Origin of the sequence: Mesorhizobium sp. M4B.F.Ca.ET.143.01.1.1, assembly GCF_004792275.1 — a bacterium.
Lineage (GTDB): Bacteria > Pseudomonadota > Alphaproteobacteria > Rhizobiales > Rhizobiaceae > Mesorhizobium > Mesorhizobium abyssinicae.
Map to the genome: position 1 here is coordinate 72,800 of NZ_SRSR01000019.1, position 18,145 is coordinate 90,944.

At 58.7% G+C, this 18,145-nt stretch carries 16 protein-coding genes and 5 pseudogenes; 10 read left to right on the forward strand and 11 right to left on the reverse strand.

Features of this window, described 5'->3' with window-relative positions:
• Window position 1 precedes the first annotated feature (1 nt).
• From EN786_RS31020 to EN786_RS37920, 3 genes are read left to right on the forward strand one after another with little or no spacing between them, the layout of a single operon-like run.
• Entirely contained in the window at window positions 2–622 is a 621-nt protein-coding gene (locus tag EN786_RS31020; protein ID WP_135909339.1) for a hypothetical protein, read from the forward strand.
• Window positions 623–659: 37 nt separating this feature from the next.
• Window positions 660–1,160 carry a thermonuclease family protein gene (locus EN786_RS31025; RefSeq protein ID WP_135909341.1) on the forward strand — a complete coding sequence of 167 codons (501 nt, stop codon included), beginning with the start codon at window positions 660–662 and terminating at the stop codon, window positions 1,158–1,160.
• Window positions 1,157–1,321 (forward strand): hypothetical protein, encoded by a 165-nt coding sequence (locus tag EN786_RS37920; protein ID WP_189524324.1) that lies wholly within the window; start codon window positions 1,157–1,159, stop codon window positions 1,319–1,321. The genes EN786_RS31025 and EN786_RS37920 overlap by 4 nt, the downstream gene beginning before the upstream one ends.
• Here the strand turns inward: EN786_RS37920 and EN786_RS31030 are convergent.
• Window positions 1,318–1,662, reverse strand: a complete 345-nt coding sequence (locus EN786_RS31030) for a hypothetical protein (protein ID WP_135909343.1) — start codon at window positions 1,660–1,662, stop codon at window positions 1,318–1,320. The genes EN786_RS37920 and EN786_RS31030 overlap by 4 nt on opposite strands.
• 132 nt (window positions 1,663–1,794) lie before the next feature.
• On the opposite strand from EN786_RS31030, the gene EN786_RS31035 reads away from it, so the two are divergent.
• Complete coding sequence (locus EN786_RS31035; protein ID WP_135909346.1) at window positions 1,795–3,408, forward strand: hypothetical protein; 1,614 nt, start codon at window positions 1,795–1,797, stop codon at window positions 3,406–3,408.
• Complete coding sequence (locus EN786_RS31040; RefSeq protein WP_135909348.1) at window positions 3,398–4,423, forward strand: alpha/beta hydrolase family protein; 1,026 nt, start codon at window positions 3,398–3,400, stop codon at window positions 4,421–4,423. The genes EN786_RS31035 and EN786_RS31040 overlap by 11 nt, the downstream gene beginning before the upstream one ends.
• A gap of 212 nt (window positions 4,424–4,635) precedes the next feature.
• On the opposite strand, the gene EN786_RS31045 is transcribed toward EN786_RS31040, so the two are convergent.
• Complete coding sequence (locus EN786_RS31045; RefSeq protein WP_135909350.1) at window positions 4,636–5,163, reverse strand: helix-turn-helix transcriptional regulator; 528 nt, start codon at window positions 5,161–5,163, stop codon at window positions 4,636–4,638.
• Window positions 5,164–5,917: 754 nt separating this feature from the next.
• Here EN786_RS31045 and EN786_RS31055 point away from each other — a divergent pair.
• Window positions 5,918–6,310, forward strand: coding sequence for a hypothetical protein (locus EN786_RS31055; protein WP_246688780.1), 393 nt, complete (start codon window positions 5,918–5,920; stop codon window positions 6,308–6,310).
• 274 nt (window positions 6,311–6,584) lie between these two features.
• Here EN786_RS31055 and EN786_RS38310 read toward each other — a convergent pair whose 3' ends face one another.
• Both EN786_RS38310 and EN786_RS31065 read right to left on the reverse strand, forming a co-directional pair.
• On the reverse strand, window positions 6,585–7,004 hold the full coding sequence (locus tag EN786_RS38310) for a hypothetical protein (protein ID WP_135909352.1): 420 nt from the start codon (window positions 7,002–7,004) through the stop codon (window positions 6,585–6,587).
• A gap of 236 nt (window positions 7,005–7,240) precedes the next feature.
• Window positions 7,241–7,999 (reverse strand): annotated as a pseudogene (locus EN786_RS31065) (IS256 family transposase); the annotation flags it as partial.
• Between the two features lie 344 nt (window positions 8,000–8,343).
• Between EN786_RS31065 and EN786_RS38850 the strand changes: the two are divergent.
• Together EN786_RS38850 and EN786_RS31075 are read left to right on the forward strand one after the other, a co-directional pair.
• Window positions 8,344–8,452 (forward strand): annotated as a pseudogene (locus EN786_RS38850) (iron-sulfur cluster assembly accessory protein); the annotation flags it as partial.
• Window positions 8,453–8,680: 228 nt separating this feature from the next.
• Window positions 8,681–10,009, forward strand: coding sequence for an aspartate aminotransferase family protein (locus EN786_RS31075; protein ID WP_135909356.1), 1,329 nt, complete (start codon window positions 8,681–8,683; stop codon window positions 10,007–10,009).
• A 133-nt stretch (window positions 10,010–10,142) separates the two neighbouring features.
• On the opposite strand, the pseudogene EN786_RS31080 reads toward EN786_RS31075, so the two are convergent.
• Window positions 10,143–11,229: pseudogene (locus EN786_RS31080) on the reverse strand (IS110 family transposase).
• Window positions 11,230–11,475: 246 nt separating this feature from the next.
• Between EN786_RS31080 and EN786_RS31085 the strand changes: the two are divergent.
• Window positions 11,476–11,667 (forward strand): annotated as a pseudogene (locus tag EN786_RS31085) (transposase); the annotation flags it as partial.
• 546 nt (window positions 11,668–12,213) lie between these two features.
• Here the strand turns inward: EN786_RS31085 and EN786_RS31090 are convergent.
• From EN786_RS31090 to EN786_RS31105, 4 genes and pseudogenes are all read right to left on the reverse strand, one after another.
• The gene (locus EN786_RS31090) at window positions 12,214–12,678 is read right to left on the reverse strand and encodes a hypothetical protein (protein WP_135909358.1); all 465 of its coding nucleotides are present in this window, start codon (window positions 12,676–12,678) and stop codon (window positions 12,214–12,216) included.
• 207 nt (window positions 12,679–12,885) lie between these two features.
• Complete coding sequence (locus EN786_RS37925; RefSeq protein WP_189524325.1) at window positions 12,886–13,317, reverse strand: hypothetical protein; 432 nt, start codon at window positions 13,315–13,317, stop codon at window positions 12,886–12,888.
• 60 nt (window positions 13,318–13,377) lie between these two features.
• The gene (locus EN786_RS31100) at window positions 13,378–13,599 is read right to left on the reverse strand and encodes a tyrosine-type recombinase/integrase (RefSeq protein WP_135909360.1); all 222 of its coding nucleotides are present in this window, start codon (window positions 13,597–13,599) and stop codon (window positions 13,378–13,380) included.
• A 7-nt stretch (window positions 13,600–13,606) separates the two neighbouring features.
• Window positions 13,607–14,815, reverse strand: a pseudogene (locus tag EN786_RS31105) (IS256 family transposase); the annotation flags it as partial.
• 638 nt (window positions 14,816–15,453) lie between these two features.
• Between EN786_RS31105 and EN786_RS31110 the strand changes: the two are divergent.
• On the forward strand, window positions 15,454–15,639 hold the full coding sequence (locus EN786_RS31110) for a hypothetical protein (protein ID WP_135909363.1): 186 nt from the start codon (window positions 15,454–15,456) through the stop codon (window positions 15,637–15,639).
• Window positions 15,640–15,716: 77 nt separating this feature from the next.
• Here the strand turns inward: EN786_RS31110 and EN786_RS31115 are convergent, their stop codons facing one another.
• Both EN786_RS31115 and EN786_RS39525 read right to left on the reverse strand, forming a co-directional pair.
• Window positions 15,717–16,313 (reverse strand): hypothetical protein, encoded by a 597-nt coding sequence (locus EN786_RS31115; protein ID WP_135909365.1) that lies wholly within the window; start codon window positions 16,311–16,313, stop codon window positions 15,717–15,719.
• A 1,301-nt stretch (window positions 16,314–17,614) separates the two neighbouring features.
• Window positions 17,615–18,100 (reverse strand): transposase, encoded by a 486-nt coding sequence (locus EN786_RS39525; protein ID WP_292070640.1) that lies wholly within the window; start codon window positions 18,098–18,100, stop codon window positions 17,615–17,617.
• Window positions 18,101–18,145: the final 45 nt, after the last annotated feature.

An 18,145-nucleotide genomic window follows, 5' to 3' on the forward strand; every position in this document is an offset into this window, starting at 1 on the left:
GATGAAGCAGTTTTTCTTCGTCGCGGCATTGTTGCTCCACAGCACCGTCCTAGGCGCCGCCGATCTGGGCACGAACGAGCCGCATCCGTTCGAGCAGCCGTCGACCGCGTATCTGCAGAAGTTCGCCAAACCTGGCGAAAAGACCTTCGTCTACGAGCGCTACGACGCACGCGGGGCGCTCTTTCAGCGCGACGTAACAGCGCTAGCCAAGCCGGTGGAGATCAAGTCCGCGACCGAACGCGTCATCAACGGCATCACCTATAGGCTGCGGGGCCTCGCGGCCTGTCCGAAGCCCAAGATCACCTACAAGGCTGAGGAGTGGGATTGCACGAAGGCCGTGCGGGACTACGACGACGCTGTCTACAACACCCGCGCATCCGTCGTATTGTGCAAGACGCTGGTCCTCAAAAGCCAGCCCGGCGTTCCGGACGCGGTTTCGTGCTTTGCGCTCGTCGGGGCCGGCAATGCCAACGATCCCTATTCGGTCTCTTATGACGATGATTCCATGGTCTTCTTCGATATGGCTGCGATCGGCCGCAACAAGGACGGCAAGTCGCTGCGACCGGATCTCGAACATGCCTCCGATCTTGGCAAACAGTTCCAGACCGATGAAGCGAACTAGCCTCGCCGCGCTTATCACACTCGCGAGTGCTCACGCCGTGAGCGCCGAAGGCGACGCGCCAGCAAGCGCGACAGCCGCTCCCTTCCTGGTGTCGAAAAGCGTCCAACTGCTCACCGGAGATACGTGGCGCGACCGCGGCAAGCTCTACCGGCTTTATGGCGTGCAATCATGCTTGCGCGGCACGATCGCCTTGGATGCCAATGGCAAGGAGCTCGATTGCGGCAACCTCTCGCTCGCCCACCTTGCCGCCTTGTTTTCGACAACGGCCGTGACTTGTCAGCCTATTGCCATGGCGCTCGACAAAGCGACCTTTGTGGTGTGTGGCGCGAAACTCGACGGCAATACGATCGACGTTGGGACCGCCCTCATTGCGGCCGGTTATGCGTTCGCCGCCACCGACGCGAAAGGCAACGCCGTCAGCGGCAATTATCTGGTGGCTGAGCTCAACGCGAAGATGAAAGCTGATGGTCTTTGGGCGACGAAGTTTCAACATCCCATTAGACTTCTGCTGAAACGGCCAAAGGAGCAGGACCGTTGAACCGCGAACATGAATCGAGCCGCTACTACTACCCTGTCGAGGGCCGCACGGACGGTGCGATAGCCGGGGCGGTCGCATTCATCGCCATCATCGCGGTACCGGCGTTGGCCTATGCCGCTTGGCACGCGTTCGCCTCTTGGATGTCCGCCCTCTTTTCTTAGATTTGAAAGTCCACGAAAGATCGCAGCAGCTCATGCAGGTCATCCGCATCCACGTCGCACCAACCGTCGTTCATGAGCCGCTCGAAATATGCGGCCTTCATTTTCAGCTCGCCGAAATCGGCCACCGGCGCCATCGCTGCCTGGCGTCGAATCACCGTCTCGTTCTTCATCGCAGCGTCAAGCCGCGGACCGATCAGCTCCGCCTCGGCCTCTTCGGCGTGCATCAAACGTTTCCCGAGACACTCCACCTCTGAAATGGCGCGGCGGTGCGCCGCGATCAGATCCGCGACTGCGTCCGTCTCCTGCGCTCCTTCGTTGCTGCACGCCAGTTCAACAGCCATTTTCCTGCTCCGAGTGATCCGCGCCCCGCCCGCTCGCCCGTTGCATCGAGTTGATAAACAGTTGATTAGCGACGATGGCACGATAAGATACGAAGACTAGCGAAACGAAGCGAAACCAGAGCCTGCAAGTAGTTGTTCAAGAACGGAAAGTTATTTCTCCCGCCGCCGAGAGACGGGAGTGATTTCAAGGAATTATTCAAACGATTGGCCGCTGCGGGTGCGGGTCGGCCATTGGGCAAAGATGGATTTCCTGCAGGCCCATGGACGCCCGAGCTTCTTGCAGAAGCGATTTCACAAATTGATTCCAACCGGATTGGAGTCGATCTACGAACAGTGCAGCTTTGGTTTCAAGAGAACGAGAAGGGAATTAGCGCTGCCAACATCCGTTGGCTGGCGAGGGTTTTTGGATGCGATGATCCGGTGGCAACCAGCGAATGGCAGATGGAGCTTAGTGCGGCGCAATCGCGGTTATCGACCAAGCGACGAGAATGGAAGAGAGCCGGAAGCAGCGTTGCACGGGAGATTCCAGATACAGCACTGGCTGCGACCTTCGATGACGACACAGTGTCTCGGGCAGAGCTAAAATGGGATACCGACGCCAAGGGGCCGAGGGGGCGTTTTAGTTTGGCGAGGAAATCGGAGGCGTTTTTTACTCACGGATCTCCCCTGAATTTACCGGCGTCGGTGTTTGCGGGCGTCACCGCTCTTGGGTTTTTGTCATATATTATGGGGATTCACAGCGTGACATATGGCCGGGCGGATGGCGTCGTCAAGCAGGTTGGGTTTCTTTGGACAGCGAATTGGACATTCGTCTTCATGGCATTTTTGCCACTGTTTTTTGCCTTCGTGACCGAGCTAGTGACCTTTTGGAAAGATGAAGGCCGCCCAAAGCTTGTGGGGAATCGCAATAAGATGGAAAGCGACGATGCCTGGGCGCGCAGCGTAGAAGCTTCTTCGTATTCATATTGGGCTGTTTTTTTGATTTGTGTGCTGTTCGCCGGTCTTTTTCAGTGGATCGGCGTGTCATTGATCCCGTTGATGAAAGGTGGTGGCAACTATGCGACGGATTGGGGCTCGTTGGCGATTGTGCGCCCTGAGGTCATATCGGTTCCAGAAGCAATCGTATTCACCGGACTCGCTTACCTATACATGTGCCTGTGCTTTTATCTGTTCTTCGTAGGTCTCATTTTGCTCTATACGGTGATCCACGATCTTTGGAGAATTGGAGAAGCAGCGAGTAATCGGCCGGAAGTGGATTATCAACACGAGCACAACGAAGCCAGCCTCAGAGTGATGCGTGGACTTTTTCGGTGTACCGTTTTGGGGGTTCTGATCGCCATAGTCATGAAGCTCCAGAGTGCTTACCTGACATCGCGTGGAGAAAACATCGTGGCTTGGTTGGTCGACGATATGTCGTCAGCCTTCTATGGCGGCAACGACGTGAGCGACGGGATCGCCTATAGGATGCCGACGCATTACAGCAGCTTTCTTATCGTTATTTCGACCTGTGTTGTTTTTGTGTACGGGACCATCCGTTTAGGCGGCGGAAGTCGGGTTCAGGTTCCTTTGTGGAAGATGTCGGCGGTCGTGGCGTTACTCGCTGCTGGCTACTTGCTGATCGATGCATTTGATGGCTTTTCGATCCTGCTGGGCGTTGGAGTGCTGCTCGCGACATACGGCCTATTTGATCCCGGATTTGGGCGATGGCGAGCAAGCGAATTAGGAAAAAATCACAGTGTATCATAGCTGGCTTGATCGTTGGGATGAGCGGCGTGCGCGACGCGGTGAGGTAGGGAAGAAGACAACGGATTTCATCCTTGACGTGGACCGCGCCTTTCCGGGCGCGGGGAAGACTGCAAGCATCGAGGAGTTTTGTGTCCTTGCCGACCAGGCCGTGGCTGATCCAGCCTTTTTCGATGAGCCGAGTGAGAGCGATGAGCGTTTTGAATGGAAAGATGGCTGGCTAAAATTTCCGTCGGACATTGCGACTGATATCGAACCGAACAATGTTGTTTGGGCGAAAGTCACAGAAAGCGGTTCGTTCGATCAGGCGATGGTGATTTTTCACCATTGGAATGCAAGCGCCCGGAATCGTCAGATTGCCAACTTTTTCTCGCAGCGTGGCGTCACGGTTGTCGAGATTGCTATGCCTTATCACTTCGAACGCAGCCGTCCCGGCTCCGTGCACGCCGACTATATGCTTAGCCCTAATCTCGGTCGAACGATCCAATCTGTAAGGCAGGCAGTGTTGGATGGGCGAAAGCTCATACGTTGGTTGAAAAGCGAAGGCTATGGAGAGATTTCGGTTCTTGGTATGAGCTTAGGGTCCTGGGTCGCGGGGTTGATTGCTGCGCGCGACCAGGCCGTGTCAAAAGCCTCGCTGTTCCTGACGGCGGGGAGTCTAGCGGACATGGTCTGGACGGGCCGCGCGACACGATCGATACGCGATAGCCTTGAGCCTGAGATTGAGCTGACCGATCTCAGAAGGGCCTGGGGCCCACTTAACTTAGAGAACCACACACATAGTCTGGCACGGCCTGATCTCGATCTTCACGTCGTGTTGGCCAAGAGAGACAAAGTGGTGTTGCCGGCGCTCTCGGCGAGGTTCATGCAGAGGCTGGAGAACGCCGGAGCCAAGCTAACTCTTTTGGCATTGAACTGTGGTCACTATTCGCTTGCCATGCCGCCTTACATTTTGTTGGCCGGTTTGAGCTTGAAACGGTTTCTGTCGTGTGCTGACAAGTCGGCCCGGCGAGCATGAGTTTGGCGTTGGCCGGTCAGTTCACCAGCCAATTCTCAGGTAGGCGTCACGACACGAAAGTGCGCTGCAACAGGCTAACAGCCGACGATGACAGCAGCGGCCCGATAGCCGCAGCGGGGAGCGCTAGTCGGCGGCCAGGCCTGACCGACAGGGGCATATGGGCGGCGACGGCTGGGGCGAATAATAGGCCCTTAGGGACACTCGTGGGGCGGCTAGGTGTCGGCTCTGCCAGACGGGGTCTTTTCGGAAAAGAGGAAGGTCGCTGGATCAAGTTTCAACGCCTTGGCGATCGCGGCAATCGTGTCGACGCTGATGTTGCCGCTCGCGCGTTCGAGTTTCATGTATGTCGCCTCCGCAACGCCGATGAGCTCAGCCATCTCATAGCGATGCAAAGTACGTCGTTGTCGCTCAATATCGATGATGTGGGCCAGCCGCTTGCGGATTGCATTGTCGTCCAACCGATGCGCCCACTCCGGAACTTTCTTACGGCCGGCGAGCAGTCCTGCAAAAGACACTTGCAAGCCGTTTGCCATGATCTGCAGCGTCGTCAATGTGAAATTATTTTTCTGACGTACGGTCTGAATGTAGGTTCGATAGGCCAGTTTTTCGCCCTCGGCGGTCCGAAACAGTTCGGCCATGTGCATATGGGATAGGCCGCGTGTGGCTCTCTCCCGCTCAAGCGTCAGTGCAATGTTGGCGCGCAACGGGTTGTTGACCACGCCCGCGTCGTCTCGTTTCATAAATCGATGTAGTCGCACAAACCTGCCTTTTCGCTCTGTCCTTTTTCGCGCGGATCATCCGTAGTAAACTGTCAAATCTGCAGCGAGGAAAAGGCTATGACCATACTCAAATTCCTACTAGGGGGTGCCGTCGCCATCGCGGGCGCCGCAGCTCTTCCATCCCAATCAAAAGCGTCGGAATGGGGCTGTCAGGTTCTCAATGTCTTTCCGGCGACTGGCAAGGCACCCCCTCGTGCCACCCGCGAATTTACAAGTTGATTGCGGCGATGGAAGCCCCGGGTTTTTGATTGGCCGACCTGTCCGCAAGCCAACTCCAGCGCGGCGAGAATGAGAAGTATGAGGATTGTCCGTCTGGCTGGCAAGCAGTTGGCAGCTCCGAATCCGATCGGCCGGGCTCAGGTCAAGAACGGAACATCTGCCGCATCGCGGCCGATAGGCTCTCCCTGCCCGTGGTTTTCGAAAACAACGCCCTCGGCGGGCATCATAGAGACGGATCACGTCCGGTCCAACCGAAATCGACGGTAAGGTGGTTGCGGCAACAATCCAGACCGCGGGAAACGATCGAGGGCATTCCCTTGGTAATGGCCCCACCTACTACACTATCCCTCGACCGATGCGCGGAAAGCCCTGGGTCATCGAGTATGATGACGCGAACGGCGTGCGCCAGAAAAGCTGGTTTAATCTCAACATGCCATGAGCCAGGCGATCACCCAGGACCAGGTACTATGACGGTGACAATTCAGGGAGGTTTGAAGTGTTCAAGGCGCTTCTCCTGTCCACTGTGATTATGAACACAGGCGCAGTGTTCGCGGCGGCTGGTCAGAGCGATAAGCCGCGATCAAACGTGGACAACCCTATGTGGCCGGCTTCACTGAAATGGGACTGCAAGACCGCAGCCAAAATCGTGTGCGAGCGCGATGGCAGTTGTTCGGTGGCTGAGGACCACACTGGATTTGTGCTGAACTACGGCAGCAACGAAGCTGAGTTTCCGGCCAGCAATGTCAGGATCAAACGTCACTATCAACAGACCGTGCAGGGGAGCCCTTTGCAGCAGGAAGTTAAAGTTGAATTGGCCGACAATCGCGTTCTTTGGCTGACGGCCGTGGATGCCAGCCGCACTTTTCGCAAGCGTGGGTGGGCGCACTGAGCGGGTTGAAGGGTGGCGCGGTACTTATGGAATCCGAGGGCGTCTATTGCATGCCGCACAAGTGAGTGCGCCGGGAGGGGAGGCGAGCGAAGGCCGATAGCGTCTCACCTGGGGCACCGGCCCCGGCGGTTCAGAACAGTTCATAGTCTCCCGCCCAGTCTTAACCAGACGGCGAGGTGGTGTTGACAGAATCGATCTGTCGAAGAGTAAGCAGTACTGTTGCAGCAAGTGATTGTCGTTCTATTACGAACAAAATGACTTTCAGAATGAGCCGTCAACGCATAAATTTATTAAGAAATACTAGCGTTTTACTTGTAAAAGGCGCATAATCTATGTTATGGAACTTAGAGGCAGTTCCAATAAAACCAACAGTTTGCAATATACATTGGGCCAATGTCGTAAAGGGTTGGCTAACGGACGGACGATGTCCTTTCTGGCCGCTGTTATACCAGACAAGTCGGGAAGGCGGTTCGCCGGTGACAGTTTGCAGGGTTGCCCCGCTCTCACCCAGCTGCCTCCGGAAGCGCGAACCGTTTCGGGCTCCCCAAACGGCTAGATAAGCCTCTTCGGTCGCTTCATCGCGGTAGTAAGCCGAACCTCCAAAGGCAGCTTCAAGCCCCTCGGTCACAACCGTCTCGCTCTTGGCGAATTGACGAGCACGGAAAACGTGTATCGGAATGGGTTGGCTCACCATCGCAAGCTGCCATGGCAGGCCGAATGTCCGCGAGGGGCCGGACCCCATTCATGTCGTTGACAGGCTCTCACGATTGAATTCCTCCCCAGCCTGCAGCTCGGCCAGCCACGACACGTCCGACAGTCTGACGTCGAAGAAGGTTGTCACGAGCCCCCCCAAGAAGCGTAGGGAACCGCTGGCAGCCCGCTCGACCATGCCAGCTGTCAAGCGAAGTGAGGATTTGACCCCTCCTATTGCACGTAACAGCGCTGCCAGACTGCCTCAGGCAGGACTTCCCGGATCGCTGCCCTGAGCCCCGGATGGTCGTCGGAGACGACGAACTCCATGCCGGCGAGCCCGCGCTGCTTGAGCCCTGCCACGAACTCGCGCCAGCTCGAATGGCTTTCACGGTTGGCCAGTTCGACACCGAGCACCTGGCGCCGGCCCTCCCAGTCGACCCCGATTGCCACCAGCACCGCCTGGCTGGCGATCACGTCGGCTTCGCGCGCCCGCTCGTAGCGCGCATCCAGAATGAGGTACGGGTAAGGTTCGGCAAGCCGCTGCTCAAAGAACGCCTTCAGCGCTTCATCCAGCCGCGCCGTCGCCTCGCTCACCGTCGAGGCCGAGAAGGCATGGCCGCACAGCTCCTCGGTGATCGCCTTGACCTTGCGCGTCGACACGCCTTGCACGTACATCTCGACCAGCGCCGATACCAGTGCCTTCTCCGAGCGCTGATAACGCTCAAACAACTCCGTCGAGAACCGGCCGGCCCGATCCTGCGGAACGCGAAGTTCCAGCACGCCAACCCGCGTCACAAGCTTGCGTTCGTAATAGCCGGACCGGTAACCAACCCGCTCCGTCGTCCGCTCGCCTTTCTCGGCCCCGATCGCCTCCGTCATCTCGGCTTCCAAAGTCTCATGCACCACAGTCTGCAAAACGCTGCGAAAGCTGTCCTCATCCGACAACAGCAACGCTTTCAACTCGCCTCTGCTCAGTCTAACGTCTCGCTTGGTCATGGCACTTACCCTTCCACCGGGAATCGGTGATCGCAACGTCACCAGCGTGCCATGGCCGCCCCTCGCCTCAGGGCAAGGGCTGTTCTCTCTCCAGAGCTTTTTGCAGAACCTTCAGGACACTATCACCCTGCTGATTTCTCACGAATGCGGACTGGGTTGCTCTGCAGAGAAAGCCGAATCCACGTCCCTACAACCGTGTTGCGCACTGTCCAATATCCGACGATGCCGTATATCCGACATCGCAGTGTTAGAGACGTCATGCTGTTTTCAAAGAAGTTTCTCCTTTGGCATGGTCTATGCACCCTCATCCGCAAATGCGTCACGCACTGAGGAGAAATCGCCCCATGATTGCCTCCACCGACAATGCAGTTGCCGCCCGTCAAGACCGCTCTTTCCCGAGCCTGCGAGCCGGCGGCAGGGTTTCGCATCATTGTTCAGGCCAGTGGCTGCGCTTGCCGCGGTCGTAGGCTGCAAATCGCACAGGAGTATCACAGGCAACATTGATCTTCACTTCGTTTGAGGCGACAAGCTTCTATGAACCGCAGAGGAGAATTGACGACGAGAGTTTGCCGCCGAAGTGAGGATCGATCCAGACACAATTCTGTGTACAATATCGTAAAAGCTTGCGCATCTAAAGTAGGTGTTCATCGCGATTTTCAATCGGACTACGGAGTGACCTTAATGACACATGTATTCCATCGTTCTCTCAATAAAAAGCTTCCTCTCGTCGCTTCCGGACAGGGGTTGCATTTAGTCGACGAGGACGGAAAAACTTACCTCGATGTGAGCTCCGGTGGTGTCGTGGTATCGGCGCTTGGCCACGGGCACCCCGAAGTGACCGAGGCCATAAACACGCAGCTAAACAAAATCCCCTACTTTCATGCTGGCGTCTTCTCGAGCCATGTGATGGAAGACCTTGCCGAGCATCTCGTCACTCGCGCGCCAGCCGGGCTGACTAGGGCATTCTTCGTCTCTGGGGGGTCGGAAGCTGTCGAGACTGCGATTTTGCTCGCAAGGCAATACGCCGTCGAGACCGGGCAGATGAAAAGACGGCGTATCATTGCCAGGCGAAACAGCTATCACGGCGCTACGCTGCAGGGACTCGCGGTTGGGCACAACATAGCGCGCCGAACGCCGTTCATGGATATCGCCCCTGACGTGCTGCATGTTCCGACATGCTATGCTTACCGAGAGCGTAGGAGTGATGAAACCGACGAAGAGTATGGGCTACGTGTTGCCGATGAGTTCGAAGCGGCGGTCAAGCGGGAGCCGGAGGGCTCAGTCTTAGCTTTCGTTGTCGAGACCGTGGGAGGAAGTGCCTCCGGCGCGGTGCCTCCGGCAAAGGGTTATTTCAAGCGGATCCGCGAGATCTGTGACAAGTATGGCATCGTCCTGATCTGTGATGAGGTCCTATGCGGGCTTGGGCGAACGGGCGACTTGCACGCATGCGCCGCCGAAGGCATAACCCCGGACATTCTTGCCCTTGCGAAGGGATTAGGTGCCGGCTTTGTGCCGATTGGCGCCGTGCTGACAACAGATAAGATCCACGATGCAATCCGGAATGGATCAGGAGCGTTTCGTGGAGGCTTCACGTACTCTGGCCATGCTGTAGCTTGCGCGGCCGCTTTGAAAGTTCAGCAAATTGTGGAGAGAGACGGTCTCGTTAATAATGCTCGCATCATGGGTGACGAACTGTGCCAAGCACTGGCGGGCAAATTTGGCAATAATCCCTATGTGGGGGACATTCGGGGTCGCGGACTGCTGCAAAGCATTGAAATCGTCGCCGATCGCTCAACGAAAGCAGCGTTTGATCCCGCGTTCAACGCGAGTGCCCGCATACGCGATGCAGCCATGGAGCGGGGACTGATAGTTCAGGCTGGCGGTGGAACAATTGATGGCCGCTCAGGGGATCACGTTGTTATTGCTCCCTCGCTTATCGTGACGCGCGAGCTTGTCTCGGAAGTTGCTGATCGTCTCGGCGATGCTGTCGAGCATGCGTTGGATCGTTAGCATGTCATACGAAGCTTAACCCAATAATTGCCAATCGGTTCACATTGCTTAACAAAGCTGACTAAAAATGAAGCGATCTTTAAATGGCCGAAAATCTGAAAGGATTTCGGAGGAATTCACCGATCGATTTGGGCTAACAGAGCATGGGCGGGCGCTCGCCCGGCGCGCCAGCCTTGAGAGCGAGCTGCCTCTGCTTAGCCGCCACCAGCGCCGGGCGAGCCCAGAAGTAGTCCTGCTCCTTTGTCAGCAGATGCCAGATCAACACCGCGAGCTTGCGGGCGACCGCCACGGCGGCGACCTGATGGCCGCGCTTGTTGCGGATGCGCAGGAAGAAGGCCCTGAGCGGTCCGGGCGCCTTCGCCGCCGCCCAGGCGGCCTCGACCAGCATGGCGCGGGCATGGGAACGCCCATGTTTGCTGATCCGGCCATATTGCGCCAAGCCAAGACCGGATTGACGCACCCGCGGATTGAGGCCGAAGTAGCTCACCCGCTTCTGCGGCTCGCGGAACCGCCGGATGTCGCCGACGGCGGCGATGATACCGCTCGCGACGATGGCATTGACGCCGGTGATCGTCTGAAGCCGCCGGACTTGCACATCATCAACCGCTTCCCGGGCGATGTCGCGATCGAGGTCAGCCAGATCCTCGGCCAGGCGATCGATCTCGCGGATGTGGCGAGCGATAGCGGCCCGCTCGTCGTCGGGAAGCACCTGCCGCTCGAGCCAGGCGCGACCCCCACGGTTGAACAGATCGGCATGCGGGCACTTCGGCACGAGGTGCGCCTGCAGGATGCCATGCACCTCGTTCTTCACGCGCGTGCGACGGCGCACGACCTGGTTGCGCCGCGCGACGAGGCGGCGAAGCCGCTCAGTCCACTCATCGGGAACCCAGACCTCCGGCAGAAAACCGCGCTGGCGTGAAGCTGCGCCAGAACCCCGGCGTCGATCTTGTCGGTCTTGATCCTGGCATGGGCGATCGCCTTCACCTGCATCGGGTTGGCGACAATCACCCGGTCGACGAAAGGCGAAAGCACCCGCACCACCGCCATGGCGTTGCCCGTAGCTTCGACGACAACCTCATCCGTCCGTCGCAAACTGCGGCGAACGCTTCCAGTCCCGTCCGGGTCATTTCGACCCGTCCGTGATGGCGCAGCCGGCCATCTTCCCAAACCACCACCTCCGCAAAGGTGCGGTGGATGTCCATTCCAATCACGCGTCTCATCGGCTCCCTCCTCAAACAGTCGGGAGCCGGCGGGCGACGCGACACCTACGGATCCGCGCTCTCGGCGCAACCGGGCAGGTCGCAGGGGCGGCCAGCTACTAACGCGAGCTCGCAGCTCATCGAATTGATCGGCCTGCCCGCACTTGGCGTGCTCCCGGTGCCCCTGTCCCGGATGGTCGCACCATACGCCAAAAATCGATCATCTCCAGCGGGGGATCGGATGGCACCATCATGATCATACCGGTTACCAACGCCATCGAGGCGCTGAACTCGAAGCTGCGCCGCGCCGTTCGCACCCGAGGCCACTTTCCCAATGACGATGCGGCCATGAAGCTGCTATATCTTGTTTTGAACCATGCGGCCGAGGAATGGAAACGACCGCCGCGCGAATGGTTCGAGGCAAGGACACAATTCGCCGTCGTCTTCGGCGAAAGGTTCGTGACGAAAACGGCCTCGCGCACAGAATTCCTGACAGTCCCCCATCAACCATCAGGCGCTGTAAACGCGCTGCAAGCTTGTATGCGGTTGATCCTCCCGGATCGAAAACCGTGATGCAGCCATACGCATCGGCGGCGAAGCTCCGGGCGGTGAGCCCATTCTACAGCGCGCATCGCAAGCCATGTGAGTGACCGGGATCACCACCCACCTCGGATCGTATCGGCAGACGCCATTGCAGCTGCCAAACTTCAATGCTTGTCCTGTCGAACGCTCCTCCATGCTTTATACCGGACGCAGGGCTACTCCCGTCGGGATCTCGCCGGTCCTGACAAGTCGCCAGAATGCAATCAGTAGCTTGCGCGCCAAAGCCACGATCATCGTCTTGCGCGTACCGCCACGGCCATCGGCCGTCCTCGCGCAAAACCAGTGCGCCAACGCGCTGTCCTTTCGGTATGGGAGAACCGCCAAGCCAACAGGATCATGCCATAACGGACGCGAGCATTGCCGGCCCGCGCAAGACCTTTCTCGCGCCTGCGTTGGCCGCTCTCATCCGGCGCCCCGGGTAAGTCCGGCATAGCGAGCGACGGCTCTCCGATCACGCAGGCCGCGTGAGAGAATCTCATTCACCAGCATGTCCGCAGTCTCGACACCGACACCGATGATTCGCGAAAGAAGGCGAACCATTGCGAGCGGACCCTTCTCCGTGTCCAGAACCACCGAGAGCTGCCGCAACCGCTCCTGTTCCATCTCGTGGATTTGTCCACGCAACAGGTGAAGCCGTTCGAGATTACGGCGCAACTCGGCTCGGCTTCGTTCCGGCAGGGGCATACCTTCCGCCGTATGCAGAGCCTCCAGTTTCTCGGCAGCCTTGCGCAGATTGGGTTTGAAGGCGCGAATGCCGAAGCGAGCGAGGATTGCCTTGATGCGGTTGACGATCAGTGTACGTTCGCGGACGAGTTGTCTCGTTCCGGTTCGGGCATCCACCTCATTGACGCTTGGGATGGCTGCCATGCTGCAGTGGCGCTTCTCGCCCCGCAGCGCATCAGCAGTTCGGTATCGAGGCGATCGGTCTTGGCGCGCAGATGTTCGCGGGAAACCGACGCTCGATGGATGTATGACATAAGCTGCGGATTCCGACGTGAAGCCGGCCGCCATTCCAGTCAAAAGTCGGCCAGTTTTCGGCACCGAAGATTACCTCCTGGGTCAGCAACTTTGGCATCAAATGCCACGCGATGAACCGGGAGATTTTGATGCCGGCAAAGAGAAGGCTGACCATGAGACAGTTACGACAAATGCTGCGGCTTGCCGGAGCGGGACGAGCTCCCGCGAGATTGCCGTTGTGTTGGGAATAGCGCGCAGTACGGTGCAGGATAATTTGCAGCGCGCAGCGGCAATCGGATTGAGCTGGCCCTTGCCAGGCGGCTGACCGACGATGCGCTTGAGCACAAGCTCTTCACTCGCAACGGCGTCAAACAGGGCACGAGAAGACGCACAGAACAAAACTGGGCCGATCTTGCGGTCGAGCTCAAGAAGTCCGGTGTCACCTTGCTCATCCTGTGGGAGGAGTATCGCGGGTCGCATCCCGACGGTTATGGCTACAGTCGTTATCTTGCGGCCAAATTTATGTTGCGTCTCCGTGGGATGAGCCAAGGATCTCGGTGATTTCCTTGGCCCAAGCCGCCACATAAGAAGAACGGCGATGGTAGTTCGCTACAGGGCTTTCAGGAATGCCATTAATGACGGCAGAGATCGCTGCCGTGGAGGCTCTTTCAAGCCGCTGATATCAACCTTGGCCAACGCCTTGGCCTTCATTTCCAGATCAACCTCGGCGTAGATGTGCGTGGTGTCCAACGACACATGGCCGAGCCAAGCGCGGATCGTGTTGATATCGACGCCGGCACGCAGGAGGTGGACGGCTGTCGTGTGCCGAATCGTATGGAAGTGTCTGCCAGCCGTTGATTTTTCGCATCGAGATCTGGCCGGATGCCATCAGCGCCCAGAACAGCATGGCCGCGGTTTCGGCCGAAGGCAACACGGCCTGGGTCTTGATGCGTCGCTTGAACTCCTCATGCAGACGCTCAATCGCGTTGGTTGTTCTGGCGCTTTTCCATTGGCTCGGCGGCAGCCGGGTGAAGGCGAAGAGAGGCTCGCCGGCCTCCTCCAGGCTATTGGCAACCGCGCGGCACTTGAGCCGCCATTTGCGCAGGAACGCCTTGCGGCGGATCTCGATCTCCTCCGGCGTAGCCGTGTAGATCATGTCGGTGTAATCGGCGCTGATCTCCTCGTGCAGGCGCTCGGGAGCGTGGGCGAGCAGATACGTATGCTTGTGAACCGTGCATCTTTGAACCGGCACGCCATCCCACAGGGCCGCGATCGCCCTGTCCAGTCCGGGCGCGCCGTCGACGATGAGAAACTCAGGTCGGCGCAGGCCGCGCCCGACAAGATCGTCGAGAATGGCCCGCCAGGCCTCGGCCGTCTCGCCGCCCATGTTCTTGACGGAAAGCAGGATCTTCTGTCCGTCCTCGCGCACGCCGATGACCACGAGCAGCGAGATCGAGGTCGTCTTGCGGTCGAACCTGACACGAACCACCGTGCCGTCGGGGACCAGGCGCACGATCGGCTCGTCGGCAAGCGAGCGGGCATTCCAGGCGTCCCAGTCCGGCTTTACCTTGCGCCAGGTGCGGCTGACGACGTCCTTGCCAATCGCGCCGCCGAACAGCGCGGCGAGCGCGCGCCGCACGCGTCGCGTGTTCGTGCCGTCCAGGTAGCTCGACGCGATCAGCGCGTCGGCGGCCATCGTGCGCCCGCTGGTAGGCGCGCAGGGCCTTGCTCTTCCATTCCGCCGTCTTGTCCTCGCCGGCATCAAGGCGGGCCCGCGGAACCGTGATCTCGGTGGTGCCGAAGGTCCCTGTCAGCGTGCGCGTCCGGCGCCCGTGGCGGTGGCCGGCGACACCGGTGGTCTCATCACTGCGCGCCGCCGGCTACCGGCCATAACGGCGACGGGCAAGCACCGCGTCCAGCTCGGTCTCGAGCATCGTCTCGATGAAGCACGCACCCGCTCGCGCAGGCCAACTTCGATCGGATCAAACTAGTTGTCGAAAAAATAGCTCGTCGCCTCATCCTCAGGATGAACGGCTTCCGCATTCATGGTAGTCCTTGTCATGGCGTAGTCTCCTGTCGGCGCTCTAAGCCGGATGATTCGTGGTCGAACACCCCGGAGACTACGCCAACTCCCAATTCCAACCACTCTCGACGGCACCTTCCGCACCCTTAGCGAACGATGTTTGCAGTGCCCGGTGCCGCCTGGCTTTGAGGACGGCCTCGTCGCCGTTGATAGGCGAAGATATCTCGATTGAGCCCTCGTCGAGCCGTCGCAGGTGACTTCATCCATCTCGTCGCAGCCGGTCCATGTGAGGAGACCATGGAGGGGCTGGGCGAACGTTCCCCTAGCCGCCGCTAACGTGCTGGCACTCATCGAAGGCGACGTGCTCATACAGCCGGCTGGCACGTTGCGTGCTGGCATTAGACCGTTGCGAACCACGTGAAATTTGCATCGGTCTCAATGATCCGGCCTGTTGCCGCCGCCCACTCATCGACCGCGCGGGTGACCTCGAACCGGAACTTCGGATCGGGGATCATGTCCGCCGATCCAACCGCTCAGCCTCACCTCAGGGAGCCACGTTTGCAAGTCCGCCATGACGCCCTTGTAACTGGGATCCGCATCGAGAAAACGTGATCGAGCGCAGCGTAGGGAAATTCTGAAGCCGGTTCGAGCAGGTCATCGGAATGATCACGGCGCGGCCGGGGCAGTGCCATGCGTGGTTTTCAGCCTGGCGCAAGGACGCGCTCAATGTTGTGCGTGGCGTGAAGGTCTCCGGTCGCGCGGTGGTGCTCCGGCTGCTGATGCGCCGGCCGCCAGCCATCGACCATGTAAAGCATGATATCGCTACGCCGCCGGAGGAGATATTCTGATAGCACGCCGACTCCTGCCACTTTTGCCTCAGGTGGGAGGCGTCGAATGATCGCGTTGCCGCGTTCCTCGAATGGTTTCACCAACCAACCTCCCATGGTCGTGGCTTGCCGTGGAAAACCACCGCGCGAACGCCGGCCGGGACGCGGCCGAGGCGCTGAACGTCCGCCTTGTACGAACACAGTTGACCGAGGCAGATGTCTTGCCACAGGCGCCAATCGACTCGCCGACAGCTCTCAAGAAACGCCTGATCGCCGTCGAAAGCGAACCGCCGCATGTGGTCTGCGGGTGAGGCTGTGAACGCCCCCCACACCGCCGCCTTGATCGATTGCGGGATCGCCATGATGCTGCTTTGCAACCGCCACGGCTGGACAACGTCGCGCATGATCACCGGACCCTCGACGGCCGCCATATCAGCGAGACTGCCGATAATCGAAGTGTCCAGATCGAAAAACAGCCAGTCGCCTTGCAACTCGGGGCGGAACAGCTCCATCTTCGCCCACCAGCCCGGCCATTCGTGCCGGAGCGGTATTACGTCGATGCCCTGCAAGTCGACGTCGGAGAAGCAACGGAACTTGGCGCCGGGCAAATGCTCGGTCACCTGGTCCAACAGACGGACAACATGGCGCGGCGCGTATTCGCCGCCGGAGCGGAGGACGCAAGCAACCGTCTTCATGCTGCCAAGCCTCCTTCGAGCACCGTGATCTTTGATCGTTCTGCGACCGGGAGACCCGCGGTGTCGGTATTCTGCGGTGAGATGATCAAGGGATGATTTCTCCTCAGTCTGTGACGTTTTCCGGATGACCCCACATGCACTGTGCCAAATGAGAAAACCGTTTCAAATCAAGCGACAGATCGGGTCTGCTACGTGGCGTATCCGACATCGTCGGACATCGGACAGCACCGAACGCGGTTGCACGACGCGTCAATTCCGCTTCCCCGAGGTGGAATCCTGTTCGCCATTCCTTGGACCATGCCGGGCAATCGCCTCGGCGTGTCGTCTCGGTCGCCGTGCCCGCAAGTTTGCGATCCTCACCTGGCATATGCTGGCGAAAGAGTAAGATTACTTCCGGATCCACCCGGCGCTGGTGACGTGAAGACCGGTGCACCAAGCGAGCGCGGTCCTTCGCCGGCGCGGAACGGCCCGTACCTATACTGTGAGGGAGCTGCGGAACAGCGAGAAGGCTTCAGGCGAGAAACCTGGCAAGCTGGCGATCGAATTACTCTGCCCAATTTCGGATGGTATTGTGGGAAACGATGATCCCGCAGGTGTCAGTCATTTCCTCGATATGCGCAGGTTCAGCGTACTGAGATCGCGCCAGCGCGCATGGCCAATCACTTCGGCGCGAAAGCGACGGTTGCGATACAGGGAATCACGGGCGAGCTTGGTCATGCCGTCTATTCGCACATCTTCCCAACGTATCCGTAAGGCCTCGATATGCCGAGCACCTTTGTATCCAACCGCAGGTTCTGATGCCGATGAATACCAGAGGACATATACAAAATATATTATGAAATATAGTTAGTACTTCCACACCTTTCATAGATAGTCGTGTAGGGCGGTTGGCCACCGGTGCGCCGTCTGCGCAATTGCAAGCATGTGACCCGTCTGAAGGAGCAGTCCTATTGGCCACCTTGTTCGACATCCACCGAGATGCGCCGCTAGTGGTCGAAACTGACGCTTGGTTCCGGGGCCGTAATCCCGCTAGCAAGCGATCTCAATTCTGTCCTTCTCGGAACCGGCACTTACCCGGACGTGGGCGCTCATTAGACTGTTCTCCATGCAAAAAAATGGCCTAACTACATGAACTGCTCGACTTCCATCTCCGAAAGGTGAGATTTGAGACTGACGTCAACGTCACCTCCATGAGGCTGGCGGATTGGAGCAGACTGGTGGAGAGTTTAATCCAAGGAAACAAATTTTGGGGGAATGACCGTGGAATCGGGGCTCTGACGCACTCTCGCTGCGGCCACAGCCTAAGTTGCACCGACGAGGCGCGCCTGGAGCAGATCAATCTTGGCGCGGCCGTACATTTGGGGCTTGATGAGTTTGAGCTTGGTGGTCTGGCCTTCGGCATGGCCATTCGACCACGGAGAGATAATGGCGTTGCAGACTGCGGCGATGTCCTTTTGGATCCCGTTTGCAAAGGAGCCGACGAGGCTTGCCTTCGCGCCCTCGAGCCAAGCGTCCAGTTTTGCGATCGCCTTTGATCGGATCATCTGCTCAAAGTCGTCGATCAGCGTTCGCGCGGTGACGAGGTCAGGAACATTGCTCTCGATTGCCGCGACCAGCACGGCGTCCGATTTGGACAGGTCGTCACGCGCCAGCGTCATGAGCCTGGGGATGCTTCGTGCCGACGGCGTGCGGGCAAGTGCGCTTTGATCGGCCCTTTCAGCAAGGCGTCGGCGCCGCGCCCATTCAGAGGCGACGCCGATCTGGCCATGAAAGCCTTTCTTACGCATTTCGCGCCAGAGCGCCGATGCATTGCAAGCGCCTTGCCCCCAACG

Excerpts from the sequence above, each read along its gene's own strand:
- EN786_RS31020 (WP_135909339.1), top strand. The coding sequence starts at position 2 with ATGAAGCAGTTTTTCTTCGTCGCGGCATTGTTGCTCCACAGCACCGTC.
- EN786_RS31030 (WP_135909343.1), bottom strand. The coding sequence starts at position 1,662 with ATGGCTGTTGAACTGGCGTGCAGCAACGAAGGAGCGCAGGAGACGGAC.
- EN786_RS31045 (WP_135909350.1), bottom strand. The coding sequence starts at position 5,163 with ATGAAACGAGACGACGCGGGCGTGGTCAACAACCCGTTGCGCGCCAAC.
- EN786_RS38310 (WP_135909352.1), bottom strand. The coding sequence starts at position 7,004 with ATGGTGAGCCAACCCATTCCGATACACGTTTTCCGTGCTCGTCAATTC.
- EN786_RS31075 (WP_135909356.1), top strand. The coding sequence starts at position 8,681 with ATGACACATGTATTCCATCGTTCTCTCAATAAAAAGCTTCCTCTCGTC.
- EN786_RS31090 (WP_135909358.1), bottom strand. The coding sequence starts at position 12,678 with ATGGCAGCCATCCCAAGCGTCAATGAGGTGGATGCCCGAACCGGAACG.
- EN786_RS31110 (WP_135909363.1), top strand. The coding sequence starts at position 15,454 with ATGATCACGGCGCGGCCGGGGCAGTGCCATGCGTGGTTTTCAGCCTGG.
- EN786_RS31115 (WP_135909365.1), bottom strand. The coding sequence starts at position 16,313 with ATGAAGACGGTTGCTTGCGTCCTCCGCTCCGGCGGCGAATACGCGCCG.
- EN786_RS39525 (WP_292070640.1), bottom strand. The coding sequence starts at position 18,100 with ATGCGTAAGAAAGGCTTTCATGGCCAGATCGGCGTCGCCTCTGAATGG.